Origin of the sequence: Halobellus inordinatus, assembly GCF_024464655.1 — an archaeon.
In the GTDB taxonomy this organism is placed as follows: Archaea; Halobacteriota; Halobacteria; order Halobacteriales; family Haloferacaceae; genus Haloquadratum; species Haloquadratum inordinatus.
The window spans coordinates 446,192-460,477 of record NZ_JANHAV010000002.1; the positions used below are offsets into that span (position 1 = coordinate 446,192).

The window sequence follows — 14,286 nt, forward strand, 5'->3', positions numbered from 1 at the left end:
GCGGTAAAAAGCGAACAGGTGATGGCTAGCGTCTCCGGTATACGGCCGAATACCACAGTTTTGCGACGCGTGTGAGTTGGACGACCGACGGTATCTCGGTGACCCACCGAAAAGACGTTTCGCCCGGCGTGCGAACTACTGGCAATGGCACACGTAGTCACTAGCTTCCTCAGAAACCGCGGGCAGATCCTGCTCACTCGCCGCAGCGACGCTGTCGGGACCTACCGGGGCCGCTGGGCCGGCGTCTCGGGGTACGTCGAGGGCGACCCGGCCGACGCCGAGCGCGACGCGTATCGGGAACTCCGCGAGGAGGTCGGCCTGACGGACACCGACCTCGCATTCGTCCGCGCCGGCGACGCACTCGCGGTCGACGACGAGCAGGGCTCGTTCACCGTCCACCCGTTCCTGTTCGAGACCGGGACGCGCGAACTCACGACCAACGAGGAACTCGCCGCCGTCGAGTGGGTCGACCCGACCGCGATCAGAGACAGAGCGACGGTCCCGCGCCTCTGGGAGACCTGGCTGCGAGTCGCCCCCACGGTCGCGGACGTGCGAGACGATCGGACTCACGGCTCGGCGTGGATCGCCGCACGCGCGCTCGAAGTGCTCCGCGATGCGGCCATCGAGGCCGACGACTGGGCGACGGTCGCGGAGGTCGCGCGCAGTCTCGGCGACGCGCGACCGGAGATGGCTGCCGTCCCGAACCGCGTGAATCGCGTCGTCGCCGAGGTGTGGCAGGCCACAGACGACGGCACGGCGCCCGACCCCCACGCGGTCGCAGAGCGCGCGATCGACGCGATCCACGACGCGTTCGAGGCTGACTCCGGCGCGGCGACGACGGCCGCGACCCGCCTTCGCGACGCCGATGCGACGGCGGTGGCGACGCTCTCGCGCTCCGGGACCGTCCGCGAGGCACTCGCGGCCCTGAACCCCTCGACGGTCGTCGTGGCGGAATCGCGCCCCGAATGCGAGGGCGTCGGCGTCGCGGAGTGGACCGCCGCCGAGACGGACGCCTGGGTGACGCTGACGACGGAGGCCGCGCTCCCGACGGCGCTCGACGACCGCGAGGTCGACGCCGTCCTCGTCGGCGCCGACGCGGTGTTCCCGAACGGGGACGTGGTGAACAAGACGGGGACCCGCGTGCTCGCGCTCGCCGCGCGCGACGTGGGCGTTCCCGTCTACGTCGTGGCCGCGCGGGATAAGACCCAGCCGGCCGCGATCGATGAGTCGGCCGCGACCGGTGGTGAGCACGGCGATGCCGAGCGCGCCCCCGCAGCGACCTCGCCCGCAAGCGCCGTCTACGACGGCGACGCCGACGTCGACGTCCACGCGCCGACGTTCGAGATTGTCCCCGGAACGCTCGTCGACGGCGTCGCCACCGAGGCGGGGCTGCTCGGCGGGCGCGACGTACAGGCGGTGGCCGAAGCCCACGCGGCGAACGCGGCGTGGGACGCGGAGCGCACGGACTGATAATGATTACTCTCGTCTCTTACCGCCGACCATCGCCACCGGGAGTGGCGCTCGGCGGTACACAGTGAGAGTAATCACTATGGGGGGCGCAGCGAGCGCGGCGAGGAACAAGCGCGACGGTCGGACAGAAGTACGAGAAGCGAGAGGTTCTTCACTCGCGCGCGCCGATCGTCTACTGGTGGCGATGACGAGGGTTACCCCCACTCAGCCCCTTGTGATGACGCCTCTTTACTGAGCCACCGTTTCCGAGACACGCACCCGAGTAGCAACGCCGCTAGCTGACGAACTTCAGCAGATCGTCGCGCTTCTGCTCGTGGAACTGCGTCCGGAGCGCCTCGTTCAGCGCGTCGACGTCCCCACGCTTCGCGCTGATCGGGGCGATCGTCTCGCGCCACTGTTTCCACGGCGGGTGCAGGCCGAGTCGGTCACAGAGCGCGTCCAGCCGCTCGTCGCGGTCGCCGACCTTGTCCATCTTGTTGACGGCGACGACCGTCGGTACGTCGAGTTCCCACAGGAAGTGGAACAGTTCGACGTCGTGGGGAATCTCGTCGGGACCGGAGTGCCGATCGATGATGTCGATGACGCTCTTGCCGTCGACGACGAGCACGGCCGCGAGAATGTCGTCGGCGTTGGACTCGATGTACTGGACGACGTCGGTTTTGATCTGCTCGCGCCGCTCCTCGTCGACGCCGGACATAAAGCCGAATCCGGGCAGGTCGGTGAACATAAAGTTCTCCGAGACCCAATCGAAGTGATTCGGCGACCGCGTCACGCCGGGCTTCTGTCCGGTCGTGATCTTCGAGTGCCCGGTCAACTCCCGCATCAGCGTCGACTTCCCGACGTTCGACCGGCCGACGAGCACGACCTCCTCGCGGTCCGGGCGATCTTCGAACATACGCGAGCGGAGGCCGTCGCCGCGGTTAACGCTGACGCTCACACCCCGAACCGGATTCGCCACCTGGACGCGGCGCTACAGCAGTCCTTCCTCGCGAGCCAGCAGCACGCCTTCCAGCGTCGCGTCGTTCGTCGGTTCGGCACGGGCGACGTCGATGGCTTCCTCGACCGGCACCGAGTGAACCGAGAGGAACTCGTTGTCGTCCAGGTCGCGCTCGACCGGCGTGAGATCGGTCGCGAAGACGAAGCCGCGGCGGTGCCGCAACACACCCGTCGAACACCAGAAGTCCTGCAGGAGCGCCGTGCTTCCGGCCTCGAAGCCCGTCTCCTCGCGGAGTTCGCGTGCCGCGGCGGTCGTGAACGACTCGCCCGCCTCGACGATCCCCGCGGGCAGTTCCAACTGCGTCTCTCGGATCGTCGGCCGGTACTGTTCGACGAACACCACCGAGTCGTCCTCGACGGCGACGACGACGACGGCCGTGGCGAGTTCGGCCCAGTAGTACTGCTTCGTCGTCCCGTTCGGCTGTTCGACGAGGTCGTAGCCGCCGGTGTACCAGCCCGTCTCGTACTCGGTTTCGGACTCGCGGACGGGCCACTCGGGATCCGGTAACGGTTCGTGTCTGCGTCCGTCGTCAGTCATCACCCGACAGTCCGGCGGGACGCGGCTTAATCGTGGTTACTCGGGGCCGTTCGTCTCGGTACTGCTATCTGCTTCGTTGCCACTGTCTCTCGTCTCGCTGTCCGTGTCGCTGGTCTGACTATCGTCGTCTGCCGATGCGCCGTCGCTGTCGACCTCGAACTCCGGCCGGTACAGCCGACTGAACGCCTGTTTGCGGAGCGTCCCGACCGCAGCCTCGCGCTCGTTCTGGAACGTCGCCGCGACGGCCGTCTCGGCGAACGGCGCGGCGTGCCAGGCGACGCGGTCGACGTCGTCGCTGCCGAGCGTGATCACTTCGTAGTCGGGATGCTCGTCGACCCACGCGTCGAACTCCGCGCGTGACCCGACGGTGACAGCTAGCTGATCGGCGAATAGGACGTTTCGCGCCCGTTCGACGACCTCGCCCGTCACGCGCTCGCGGTACTCCTCGCGATCGAACGCCATCGCCTTGGCCGCCTCCCGAACGACCTGCTTCGCGGTCGGGCCGGCCGACTCGAACGCCGCACGCGCCGTCGCCAGCGACTCCGGCGAGAGGGTTCCCTCGGTCTCCATACGCGTCCGTCGGCCACTCGCGAACAAACGTTTTCGGTCTCGTCATAGAGATTATCGTAACTGTTCGGAGATTCTCGCCGTCCCGTCCGGCGAGAAATCTATGCGGACTTACGATAGTCCCTATCAGTTCTCCGGCGCTACTCGTCTGTGTCTTCGCCCGCCGCACCCGTGTTCGGACCAGGTTCGGGTTCTGACTCCTCATCTGCCTCTCCGTCGGTCTCCGCGTCGGTCTCCGCGTCCGAGTCGATCATCTCGGCGGTCATCTCCCGCGCCTCCGCGAGAATCGAGCGGGCCTCCTCGTCGAGCGACCCTTGCCCGGCCGCGGCGGCCGCTTCGGGATCGACCGCGCCCGGACCGGACTGGTCGTGCTGGTGCCCGTGCTGATGGCCGTGCTGGTGGGTGTGCCCGTCGTGTCCGTGCGCGTGGGCGGTGTCTTCGAATACCTGTTCGTAGTCAGCCTCCGATGCAAGTTCGGCCACTTTCGGAGCGAGTTCCGCCTCGCCGTGCTCGGACCACTCGGGGACGTGCTCGTCGAGCCACGTCTCGTGGTCGTCGTTGTTGACCATCGCGGTGAACGCGAGATGGTTCGCGAGGTGGGTCGCATCTTGCTGCGGAACCTCACAGACCGGACAGGAAAAGCCCATACCCGCGGGTACGGCGTCGGAGTACAAGGGCGTGTGGTTCCCGAGCGGCCGTATGTTGCAGCCGTGGGCTATCCGTCGCTGTCCCGGCTCTGGAGGTCGACGACGAGCAAAAGGGCGTCCTCGCCATCGGAGTAGTACTGCGGAATCCGCCGGGTCGGTTCGAAGCCCTCGTCGCGGTACAGCGACCGGGCGACGTCGTTGCTCTCACGAACTTCGAGCTTCACGATCGCCGCGCCCGCGAGCGAGAGCCCGAACAGTGCTTCGCGGAGCAGCCGGCGACCGACGCCCTCCCCGCGCGCGTCGGGACGGACGGCGAGGTCTTTGATGTGGCCGATGTCGTGGCCGTGATTCGGCATCACGTCGCCGACGACGTAGCCGAGAATCTCCTCGTTGCTTCCGACGGTCTCTGTGGTCCGAACCGCCACCAGAAACGCCGGCGCGTCGAGTACCGACTCGAACGCCGCGTAGGGCCACGGCTCCGAGAAGGACGCGCGCTCGATGCCGAGAACGTCGAGCAGGTCGGCGCGGTCGACCGGACGGACCCGGACGTCGGGTGCGATGTTCGATCCGTCCGCACCGGATTCCGTCTCGTCCGTCCGGTTTCCGCGGTCACTCTCGGAGTCGCTCACGCCAGTGGGTTCGACAGTGAGAGGCAAAAATCCGCTGGCTCGGGGCAGTTCGACTGGCGATGAGACAGGGGTGTCGCGATCGTAGCCCCGCACCCCAGCGACGCGACGCTGCGGCTGCTGTGGCTCCGAGTCGATCGCAACGAAAGAAAAATCGCGCTGTCGTGAGTGCCGACGGAGCTGCTCCGATCAGTCGTCGGCGGGGGCTGCGCCGCTGCCGTCCTCTTTGTACTGCTCCTTCGTGAGTCGGAGCTTGCCGCCGGCTTCGAGGATGCCGCGCTCGCGCTCGGAAGCGTTGAGCTCCGCGGTGGCCTCCCAGTCGTCGTTCACGCGGATGGTGAACTCGGTTTCGCCGGACGCGACGGCTTCGGCGACGTCGGTGACGATCTCGACGTCGTCGCCCTGCTCGATGTCCGCGTAGGTCTCCTCGTCGATCGAGAGCGGGACGATTCCGAAGTTGAACAGGTTCGCCTTGTGGATGCGAGCGAACGACTCGGCGAGAACGGCCTCGATGCCGAGGTACTGCGGACACATCGCCGCGTGCTCGCGCGAGGAGCCCTGGCCGTAGTTCTCGCCCGCGACGAGGACGCCGCCGTCCGCGTCGAGTGCGCGCTGTGCGAACGTGTCGTCGACGCGCGAGAGCGTGAACTCCGAGAGCTTCTCGATGTTCGAGCGGTACTTGAGGATGTCGGACGTGGCCGGGATGATGTGGTCCGTCGTGATGTTGTCCTCCATCTTCAGGAGCACCTCACCCTCGATGTCGGCCTCGAGCGGCTCGCCGATCGGCGCGGAGCCGATGTTGGGGCCCTTGACGAGTTCGTCGTCGACGGCCTCCTCGGGCTCGATGATGTCGGTCTTCGAGCCGTCGTACGCGTCGGGGAGTTCGACGCCGGGCGCTTCGAGGTCGCCGAGTTCGTCGGCGAGGTCACGCGGGTCGACGAGTTCGCCTTTGATCGCCGCGGCGGCGGCGACCTCCGGCGAGGCGAGGAAGACGGAGTCGTCTTCGATGCCCGAGCGGCCCTCGAAGTTGCGGTTGAACGTCCGCACGGAGACGGAGTCCGAGGCGGGGACGTGGCCGATGCCGATACAGGCACCACACGTCGCCTCCGAGAAGTTGACGCCGGCCGCCATCATCTCGGCGGTCCAGCCTTCGCGGGCGAGGATCTCCGACGCCTGCTTGGAACCGGGCGCGACGATCATCTCGGTCTTCATGTCGACCTCGCGGCCTTCGAGCATCTTCGCGGCCGGGAGGATGTCCTCGTAGCCACCGTTCGTACAGGAGCCGACGATGACCTGCTCGACGGACTCGCCTTCGACTTCGCGGACGGGAACGACCTTGTCCGGCATCGACGGCTTCGCGACGAGCGGCTCGATCTCCGAGAGGTCGATGACGACCTCGTCGGCGTACTCGGCGTCCTCGTCGGGCGAGAGCTCGACGTACTCGTCTTCACGACCCTGTCGCGCGAGGTAGTCTTCGGTCTTCTCGTCGGTCGGGAAGATCGAGGAGGTCGCGCCGAGTTCGGTACCCATATTCGTGATCGTCGTCCGCTCCGGAACCGAGAGCGTCTCGACGCCGGGACCGGTGTACTCGAAGACCTTGCCGACGCCGCCCTTCACGGAGAGCCGACGGAGCATCTCGAGGATGACGTCCTTCGCGCTCGCCCACTCGGGGAGCTCGCCTTCGAGGCGGACGTTGACGACTTCCGGCATCTCGACGTAGTACGCGCCGCCGCCCATCGCGACGGAGATGTCGAGGCCACCCGCGCCGATCGCGAGCTGACCGAGGCCGCCGGGCGTCGGGGTGTGCGAGTCCGAGCCGAGCAGCGTCTTACCGGGTGCGGCGAAGTTCTCTTTGTGGACGTTGTGGCAGATGCCGTTGCCCGGGCGAGAGAAGTACGCGCCGTAGGTGCCGGCCGCAGAGCGGAGGAAGCGGTGGTCGTCGGTGTTCTTAAAGTCGAACTGGTAGGTCTGGTGGTCACAGTACTGCGCTGCGAGCTCGGTCTGGACTTCGTCGAGCTCGAGCGCCTCGAACTGCAGCCATACCATCGTACCTGTCGTGTCCTGTGCGAGGACCTGATCGATCTCGATCCCGATCTCCTCTCCGGGTTCGAGTTCGCCCTCGACGAGGTGGTCGTCGAGAATCTTTTCTGTGAGCGTCTGTCCCATAACATCCGTGGGTCGACCGTCTACGACTATAAATCCCGCATGTTTGAGGCCGGAAGTATGTCCATAATACACATAGTTTGTCCTAATTCAATAGGAACAGGCTCTCTCGCTGCCGATTAGTTTACCCCCAGTATAATAAATATCTCGCGCGCGGCTGGTCCGGTCACCCTCCCTCGACCCCGAAGAACGACACGGTTTTGCGCCCGGCCCGCAGCCTCCCGATATGTTCCGTTCCGGATCGTTCGTCGCCTCGCACATCGACGCTATCGACGACGAGCAAGTGCAGCCGAACGGCGTCGACCTGACCCTCGGCGACGTTCTCGAACAGACCGACCCCGGATTCGTCGGCACGGACGGGAAAACCGTCGGCGAGCGCGAGTCCGTCGGCACCGACGCGGACGACATCTTCCAGCTCGACACCGGCGGCTACATTCTCCAGTACGCAGAGACGATCGCGATCCCCGAGGGCCACGTCGGCTTCCTCTACCCGCGGTCGACGCTGATGCGTAACTCCTGTATGCTCAACACGGCCGTTTGGGACGCCGGGTACGAAGGGAAAGGGGAAGGGCTGCTTCAGGTGCACCATCCCGTCCGGCTCGAACGCGGCGCGCGCGTCGCCCAGCTCGTCCTCGCCGAGGCGTCGCACGAGGACGTCTACGACGGCTCCTACCAGCGCGAGCGCCTCGACGGGTGAGAAAGCCCGCGTCCCGCCGCCGGATACCCACAGGGGATCGGGACTACCCAAAAGCACATTTACGCCCACCTCCAAGTGCGGCTAACTGATGTCCCGGAGTCCGTCTCTACCAGACCGGCCGCGTCTGGACCTCGACCCAGAGATGTCGGATGCGGAGCGCTTAGCGGCGATCCGCCAACACTACGAACGACTCGTCTCCGTCAACGACGAACTCGACGAACGCCTCTCGGAGGCGACCGACCGCCAGGAGGAACTACACGAGGAGGTCGAACAGCTCAAGCGTCGCAACGAGACGCTGAAGACCTCCTCGCTGTACCTCGCAACGGTCGAGGAACTCACCGACGACGGCGTCGTGATCAAACAGCACGGGAACAACCAGGAGGTCCTCACCGAAGCGTCGCCACACCTCGATAGCGAACTCGAAGCTGGCGACCGCGTCGCGATCAACGACTCCTTCGCCATTCAGCAGTTGCTCGACGACGAGACCGACTCGCGGGCGCAGGCGATGGAGATCGACGCCTCCCCGACGGTCTCCTACGAGGACATCGGCGGTATCGACGACCAGATCCGCGAGGTCCGCGAGGCCGTCGAAGACCCGCTCACGAGCCCCGAGATGTTCGAGGAAGTCGGCGTCGACCCGCCCTCGGGCGTCCTGCTGTACGGCCCGCCGGGCACCGGCAAGACGATGCTCGCGAAGGCCGTCGCCAACGAGACCGACGCGACGTTCATCAAGATGGCCGGCTCCGAACTCGTCCGGAAGTTCATCGGCGAGGGCTCGCGGCTCGTCCGGGACCTCTTCGACCTCGCCGCCGAGCGCGAACCCGCCGTCATCTTCATCGACGAGATCGACGCCGTCGCCTCCAAGCGGACGGACTCGAAGACCTCCGGCGACGCCGAGGTCCAGCGGACGATGATGCAACTGCTCTCTGAGATGGACGGCTTCGACGACCGCGGCGACGTCCGGATTATGGCGGCGACGAACCGCTTCGATATGCTCGACGAGGCGATCCTCCGCCCCGGCCGCTTCGACCGCCTCATCGAAGTCCCCAAGCCCGGCCAGGAAGGCCGCGAACACATCCTCGAGATTCACACGCGCGATATGAACGTCGCTGACGACGTCGACTTCGGCGACCTCGCCAAGTTGCTTGAGGACTACTCCGGCGCCGAGATCGCCGCTCTCTCGACCGAAGCCGGGATGTTCGCCATCCGCGACGGTCGCACCGAAGTCCGCCGCCGGGACTTCGACGACGCCTACGCGAAGATCGAAGACGCCGACGAGCAGACGACGATTCCGGGTCCGACGACCTATCAGTACTGAGGCGGCACCTGAGCTCCTTTCTGCGGACTCCGCGTCCGACTGTCGTTTCGCGGTCGATTCGTAACCGCTTATTCTCCGCGCCGTCGTTGTCCGGTATGAGCACCATCCGGATCGTTCACGGCGTGGGCGACGCCCCCACGAAGATGGCGTCGTACGACGCCGCCCTCGCCGACGCGAACGTCCACAACTACAATCTGGTCGCCGTCTCCTCGGTGATCCCCGCCGACGCGACTGTCGAGGAAGTCGGCACTGCATCCGACCTGGGGCCGGCGGGTAACCGACTCACGGTCGTCGAAGCGCGGGCCACGACCGGTGGGGTCGGGAGCGTCTCCGCAGGGCTCGGCTGGGCGACGGGCCCCGGCCCGGGACTGTTCTACGAAGCGTCCGGCGAGGATCCGACCGCGGTTCGCCGGAGCGTCGTGGTCGGACTCGACGCCGGCCGCGACCTCCGCGACGAATGGGAGTTCACCGACGAGCAGGTCACGGTCACGACCGCCGAGGCCGACGGCGAAGGCTACACGACGGCGGTCACGCTCGCGGTCTACGGCGATAGCGAGTCGATTTTCTAGGGTTTGGGCTCTGTGGACGCTCGGCGGCGCTGTGAGGCCGAACGTTTTGATGCTGCCGACGGCTTTATACGACACGTAACCCTATTCACGGTGACCCACTGTATGAACGGAAACAACCCTTACGCAGGCGCTCCTGGTGTCGTCGACGCGGGCCGTCCCGAGGACGTCGAGCTTTCGGTGGCGCAGGTACGGCAGCTTCGGACCGCTGTCGCCGGCATCGTTTCCCGGACGCAGGCGTATCTTCCCGACGGCTACGCCGTCGGCTCGGAACTCTCCTACGGCGCGAACGGGCCGCAGGCGACGGTGGCGGTCCGTCCGCCCGCCGGTCGCCCGGTCAGCGCGGGCTTCACGCCCGACGAGGAGGACCTCGAATCGGGCCTCACCGACGAGGACCGCGACGAGGTCGCCCGCGGCCTCGCCGCCTCCGCCGCGCTCCAGGTGATGAACACCGTCGGCGACGGCCTCACGCCGACGGCGCGATAGTCGCGACTCGTTTCGCTCGGACTGCGTACTGGAAAAGAACTCGTCGACGCCAGCGTCGCTATTTCCCCCAGAAGGGGTCGCGCTTGCGGTGCTTGTCGAGGTAGCTCGTCAGTGCCTCCAGTTCGTCGGCCGGGATGTCGTCGGAGAGCTCCTGTTCGAGGATCTTCGCGTGCTTTTCGGGCAGTTCGATCCACAGTTCGTCACCCTCGTCGATCTGCCGACCCACGGTCGGTCCGTCGATGGCGACGGAGACGCGCGTGCCCGAACGGGCCTCCGAGACGTCTTCGCCCTGCTCTTGGATCCCCGAGAGCTGACCGACGCGGGTGGGTTCGTTACCCTCCCACTTCACGACGTTCTGGTTGTTCTTCAGCGTCCCCGAGAGGACCTCGACGCCGACGACGGCCGGATCCGACTGCCGGAAGACGTGGTCTTCGAGGATGCGGAAGCGACACGGCCGGACGATCTTGTCCAGGACGGTCTCCTGCTGGGCGCGTTCGAGGTCTTCGACGAAGCCCTCGTAGTCTTCGATGAGCTGATAGATGACGTCGTCGTCGAACAGTTTGACCTCGCTCTCGTCGAGCTCGGTCTCGGCGTTCGAGAGCACGTCGACGTTGAATCCGAGGATGACGCGGTGTTTCTCCTCGTTCGCGGTCGACGCGACGGCGACGTCCCGCGGCGCGATGTCGCCGACCTCGGCACGGAGGATCGGCACTTCGGCCTCTCGCAGGGCGTTCGCCATCGCTTCGAGGCTGCCGAGCGTGTCCGCTTTGACGACGACGCCCTCCTCCTCGGTGGAGACCTGAATCTCGGCGAGTTCGGCCTCGACTTCGTCGATGACGTCGTCGAGGTCGCGGTCGCGGACGACGCGGATCGGCGCGCCAGCCATCGCGTCGTCGAGTTCCGGGGCGGCGACTTTGATCCCCGCTGCGGCCCGTACTTCCTCGACCTTGTCGAAGCGCTTCTCGACCCGGATCTCCGCGTTCGGGCGTGGCTGGAGGAGCGCACGGACGTCGGTCACGATCGGCCCGTCGATGCCGCCGACGACGATCTGATCGTCCGCGCGGATGCTTCCGTCGTAGAGGACGACGTCGACGGTGGCCCCGAAGCCGCGCTCGTCTTTGACTTCCAGGACCGTCCCCGCGCCGGGGCCGGTGACGTCGACGGCCATCTGCTCTTTCATATAGCGCTGGGAGAGGCCCATCAGGACGGCCAGGAGGTCCGGGATCCCCTCGCTGGTGATCGCAGAGATCGGGACGACGCCGACGTTCTTCGTAAAGTTCTGGACGCGCCAGTAGAGGTCGGCCGAGAAGCCCTCATCGGAGAGGTCGCCGATGATCTCGTAGAGATTCTCGTCGAGGCGGCTTCGCGCGTTGCCCGACTGCTGTTCGTAGGTCGCCTGGATCGGCATCCCCTCGTTGGGGTTCCAGCCGGGCGTCGTGTCGATCTTGTTGGCGGCGACGACGAACGGCGTGCCCGTCCGCTGGAGGATTTCGAGCGCCTCGATCGTCTGTGGCTGGAAGCCGTCGTTGACGTCGACGACGACGACCGCGATGTCGGCCAGTGCCCCGCCGCGCGAGCGGAGCGTCGTGAACGAGTGGTGTCCCGGGGTGTCGATGAAGAGGAGACCGGGGAGGTCGAAGTCCGTTGGGTCGACGAGGTCGCCCGCCATCTCCGAGACGGTGTCGAGCGGGACGGCGGTCGCGCCGATGTGCTGGGTGATCGCACCGGCTTCGCCTTCGCTCACCGCGGAGCCGCGGATCTTATCGAGCAGCGTCGTCTTGCCGTGGTCGACGTGGCCGAGAACGGCGACGATCGGTGTGCGTAGCGCGTTCGATTCGGCTGTCGAGGCGGCGTCGGCGTCGGTGTCAGACATAGAGAATCACCCCGGAGAAGTTCCTTGTGTGTAGATCACTGCTGGACTGTAGTTAAGTCCATCGTCATCCGCGGATGGCGTCGTTTCTGCGATATCGAACGTCTGTGTGCGCCTTGGTACGTCGTCTGTGTGCGCCTTGGTACGTCGTCTGCGCGCGCCATCTGACCTCCGCTGTGCGGTCGCTGGCCGCGTGGCCCGTGGCGTTTATGTAACAGTACGCAGTATTGCGGGGTATGCCGGACGAACTCGCCGAGGACCTCTCCGGGAAAGGCGTGATGGGGTCAGACGGCGCGCAACTCGGAGTGCTGTACAACGTCGAGATGAACGTAAAGACCGGAACGGTCAACGATCTCCTCGTCTCACCGTACGAAGACGTCAATCCGGATCAACTCCGGTTCGAGACGATCCAGGACGACCACGAGCAGGTCATCCGGGTCCCCGTCTCTCACGTACAGGACGTCAAAGACTACATCGTCGTGCAACCATAACTCAGGGCGACGTCCGATGCAGGTTCTCGATTCTTCGGCGTTCATCCACGAGTATCACACCACAGACGACATCGCGTCGGTCCCGATGGTCCGCGAGGAACTGGAGGGCGAGGCGTCGTATCGCTACGACGCCGACGAGGGGTCTGGAATGCACATCCACATCCCCGCTGGCGGGACGGTCGAGAAGATCCAGCGCGCGGCCCGCGAGACCGGCGACTCCGAGACGCTCTCGGAAACTGACGTCAGGCTTCTCGCCGCGGCTTTCGAACTCGATGCCACGCTCGTCACTGACGACTACGCGATGCAGAACGTCGCAGACCACGTCGACATCGACGTGAAGATCATCGCCCGCGAGGGCATCTCGGAGAAGCGCGACTGGAAGTTCCAGTGTCAGGGCTGTGGCCGCGAGTTCGACGAACACCGCGACCGCTGTCCGATCTGCGGGATGGAGCTGGCGCGCAAGAACCCAGCGTAAGCGTCGGTCCGAACGCCGATCGCGCTCTCGCTTCTCGGGTCCAGATTACCTACTGAGCGACGCGTCCCTGTCTCGAACGCGCCTATGCGTACTTATAGGCTGACGAGCCCGGTCGTCGTCGCGTAGACGGCGACGAACTGCACGGTGTTGAACAGGCCGTGAATCACGGCGGGAACCACGAGGTTCTCGCTCTTCTCGTAGACGACGCCGAGGACACCCCCGAGGACGAGCACGGTTGCGAGCGTCGCGAGCAGGCCATCGCCGCTGTAGGACGTGACGTGCACGGCGGCGAAGACCGCGCTGGCGGCGGCGATAGCGAACCCGGAGCCGTACGCACGGCGGAACAGTCCCTGCACGACTCCCCGGAAGATCAGTTCCTCAGTCGGTCCGACGAGCAGGATCGTCACCGGAATCAGATACAGGAAGTAGATCGGCTGATCGCTCCCCTGGGCGACGATCGCGCTGTCGGCTCCCTGGATCCCGAGCACGCTGAGCAGCCCCGAGACCGCGACGAACAGTCCCAGTAGGCCGAAGAAACCGCCGACGAGCCACGTCAGATCCTGCCGCGTCGGCCTGCGAACCGGGACGAGATCGCTCTGGTCCGTCACGAGGAGGAAGCCGGCGCCCGCGATGCCGAAGCCGACGAACTGGAACGCGCTCCGGAGTGCGAGACCGAGCGCGCTCTCTCGATCGACGCCGGCGGCGTCCAGCAGCGGATACCCGAGCGAGACGGTCACTGACGCGAGTAGCACTACGAGCGCGACGACGACGAAGGTGCCACCGAACGCGCGGAGGTGCGTCCGCGGGTCGTCGAGCGAGGAGTGGGCGTCCGAGGCCATTGATTGCCTCGCGCTAGGGCGTCGGCGTGAATAGGGATACCGGTCCCGTGCCGCTCGTCGGCCGGGGAGCCACAGCGACAGCGTCTTTCAAGGCTGCCCGCGTAGGTTCACGTATGTCAGCAACGTGCTCGCACTGCGAGCGCCCCCTCGTTCGCGTCGCGGTCCCGTCAGAGATACGCGAGTTCGCCCCCGAATCGGCCGCCGTCGCCGGGTACTGTCCGCGCTGTCTTCGCACGTATCCGCTCGAAGACGACGAAGAATCCGAGACAGAAGCGGCTCTGGACGCTGGATCGGCGGAAGTCCCGTCGGCCATCCCAACCGGGGAGGGCGGAGTCGCGCTGGTGCTCGCGGTCGGCCTGCTCGATTCGCTGGCGACGAACCGCCCGGCGATCCAGTCGCTCGTCGAGTACGCCGAGCGAGCGGGTGCGGACGTCTTTCTGACGTTAGATCGACTCGCGGCCGACGAGACGGTCGAGCCATACGTGGATTTAGCGCGTCGACGGCGACAGCTCGAATCGATTCTCGAATAACAGCGTC

16 protein-coding genes are annotated in these 14,286 nt (G+C 66.2%); 8 read left to right on the forward strand and 8 right to left on the reverse strand.

Annotated elements, in window-relative coordinates:
* The first annotated feature begins 144 nt into the window (after positions 1-144).
* Entirely contained in the window at positions 145-1,470 is a 1,326-nt protein-coding gene (locus NO347_RS06600) for an eIF2B alpha/beta/delta subunit family protein (RefSeq protein ID WP_256288834.1), read from the forward strand.
* A gap of 274 nt (positions 1,471-1,744) precedes the next feature.
* Here the strand turns inward: NO347_RS06600 and engB are convergent, their stop codons facing one another.
* The 6 genes from engB to NO347_RS06630 all read right to left on the reverse strand — a co-directional run bounded on the left by engB (position 1,745) and on the right by NO347_RS06630 (position 7,010).
* Positions 1,745-2,365 carry a GTP-binding protein EngB gene (gene engB / locus NO347_RS06605; protein ID WP_256288835.1) on the reverse strand — a complete coding sequence of 207 codons (621 nt, stop codon included), beginning with the start codon at positions 2,363-2,365 and terminating at the stop codon, positions 1,745-1,747.
* A gap of 75 nt (positions 2,366-2,440) precedes the next feature.
* Positions 2,441-3,004: an NUDIX hydrolase gene (locus NO347_RS06610; RefSeq protein WP_256288836.1), complete on the reverse strand. Its 564-nt coding sequence runs from the start codon at positions 3,002-3,004 to the stop codon at positions 2,441-2,443.
* A 36-nt stretch (positions 3,005-3,040) separates the two neighbouring features.
* Positions 3,041-3,574, reverse strand: coding sequence for a DUF5809 family protein (locus tag NO347_RS06615; RefSeq protein ID WP_256288837.1), 534 nt, complete (start codon positions 3,572-3,574; stop codon positions 3,041-3,043).
* Between the two features lie 137 nt (positions 3,575-3,711).
* Positions 3,712-4,218: a DUF5810 domain-containing protein gene (locus NO347_RS06620; RefSeq protein ID WP_256288838.1), complete on the reverse strand. Its 507-nt coding sequence runs from the start codon at positions 4,216-4,218 to the stop codon at positions 3,712-3,714.
* Positions 4,219-4,286: 68 nt separating this feature from the next.
* Positions 4,287-4,778, reverse strand: a complete 492-nt coding sequence (gene rimI, locus NO347_RS06625; RefSeq protein ID WP_256288914.1) for a ribosomal protein S18-alanine N-acetyltransferase — start codon at positions 4,776-4,778, stop codon at positions 4,287-4,289.
* 255 nt (positions 4,779-5,033) lie between these two features.
* Entirely contained in the window at positions 5,034-7,010 is a 1,977-nt protein-coding gene (locus NO347_RS06630) for an aconitate hydratase (protein WP_256288839.1), read from the reverse strand.
* A 223-nt stretch (positions 7,011-7,233) separates the two neighbouring features.
* Here NO347_RS06630 and NO347_RS06635 point away from each other — a divergent pair, with 223 nt between their 5' ends.
* The 4 genes from NO347_RS06635 to NO347_RS06650 all read left to right on the forward strand — a co-directional run bounded on the left by NO347_RS06635 (position 7,234) and on the right by NO347_RS06650 (position 10,074).
* Positions 7,234-7,704 (forward strand): deoxyuridine 5'-triphosphate nucleotidohydrolase, encoded by a 471-nt coding sequence (locus NO347_RS06635; protein WP_256288840.1) that lies wholly within the window; start codon positions 7,234-7,236, stop codon positions 7,702-7,704.
* An 88-nt stretch (positions 7,705-7,792) separates the two neighbouring features.
* A complete protein-coding gene (pan2, locus tag NO347_RS06640) occupies positions 7,793-9,022 on the forward strand; it encodes a proteasome-activating nucleotidase Pan2 (protein ID WP_256288841.1) in 1,230 nt (409 codons plus the stop codon).
* Between the two features lie 95 nt (positions 9,023-9,117).
* Positions 9,118-9,591 carry a pyruvoyl-dependent arginine decarboxylase gene (locus NO347_RS06645; RefSeq protein ID WP_256288842.1) on the forward strand — a complete coding sequence of 158 codons (474 nt, stop codon included), beginning with the start codon at positions 9,118-9,120 and terminating at the stop codon, positions 9,589-9,591.
* Positions 9,592-9,693: 102 nt separating this feature from the next.
* Complete coding sequence (locus tag NO347_RS06650; protein ID WP_121568493.1) at positions 9,694-10,074, forward strand: DUF5811 family protein; 381 nt, start codon at positions 9,694-9,696, stop codon at positions 10,072-10,074.
* A gap of 58 nt (positions 10,075-10,132) precedes the next feature.
* Here NO347_RS06650 and infB read toward each other — a convergent pair whose 3' ends face one another.
* Positions 10,133-11,947: a translation initiation factor IF-2 gene (gene infB / locus NO347_RS06655; protein ID WP_256288844.1), complete on the reverse strand. Its 1,815-nt coding sequence runs from the start codon at positions 11,945-11,947 to the stop codon at positions 10,133-10,135.
* 233 nt (positions 11,948-12,180) lie between these two features.
* On the opposite strand from infB, the gene NO347_RS06660 reads away from it, so the two are divergent.
* Together NO347_RS06660 and NO347_RS06665 are read left to right on the forward strand one after the other, a co-directional pair.
* The gene (locus NO347_RS06660) at positions 12,181-12,435 is read left to right on the forward strand and encodes a PRC-barrel domain-containing protein (RefSeq protein ID WP_121568491.1); all 255 of its coding nucleotides are present in this window, start codon (positions 12,181-12,183) and stop codon (positions 12,433-12,435) included.
* A 16-nt stretch (positions 12,436-12,451) separates the two neighbouring features.
* Positions 12,452-12,910 (forward strand): NOB1 family endonuclease, encoded by a 459-nt coding sequence (locus tag NO347_RS06665; protein ID WP_256288846.1) that lies wholly within the window; start codon positions 12,452-12,454, stop codon positions 12,908-12,910.
* Positions 12,911-13,002: 92 nt separating this feature from the next.
* On the opposite strand, the gene NO347_RS06670 is transcribed toward NO347_RS06665, so the two are convergent.
* The gene (locus NO347_RS06670) at positions 13,003-13,749 is read right to left on the reverse strand and encodes a CPBP family intramembrane glutamic endopeptidase (RefSeq protein ID WP_256288847.1); all 747 of its coding nucleotides are present in this window, start codon (positions 13,747-13,749) and stop codon (positions 13,003-13,005) included.
* 113 nt (positions 13,750-13,862) lie between these two features.
* Here NO347_RS06670 and NO347_RS06675 point away from each other — a divergent pair, with 113 nt between their 5' ends.
* The gene (locus NO347_RS06675; protein ID WP_256288848.1) at positions 13,863-14,279 is read left to right on the forward strand and encodes a DUF6276 family protein; all 417 of its coding nucleotides are present in this window, start codon (positions 13,863-13,865) and stop codon (positions 14,277-14,279) included.
* The last annotated feature ends 7 nt before the right edge of the window (positions 14,280-14,286 follow it).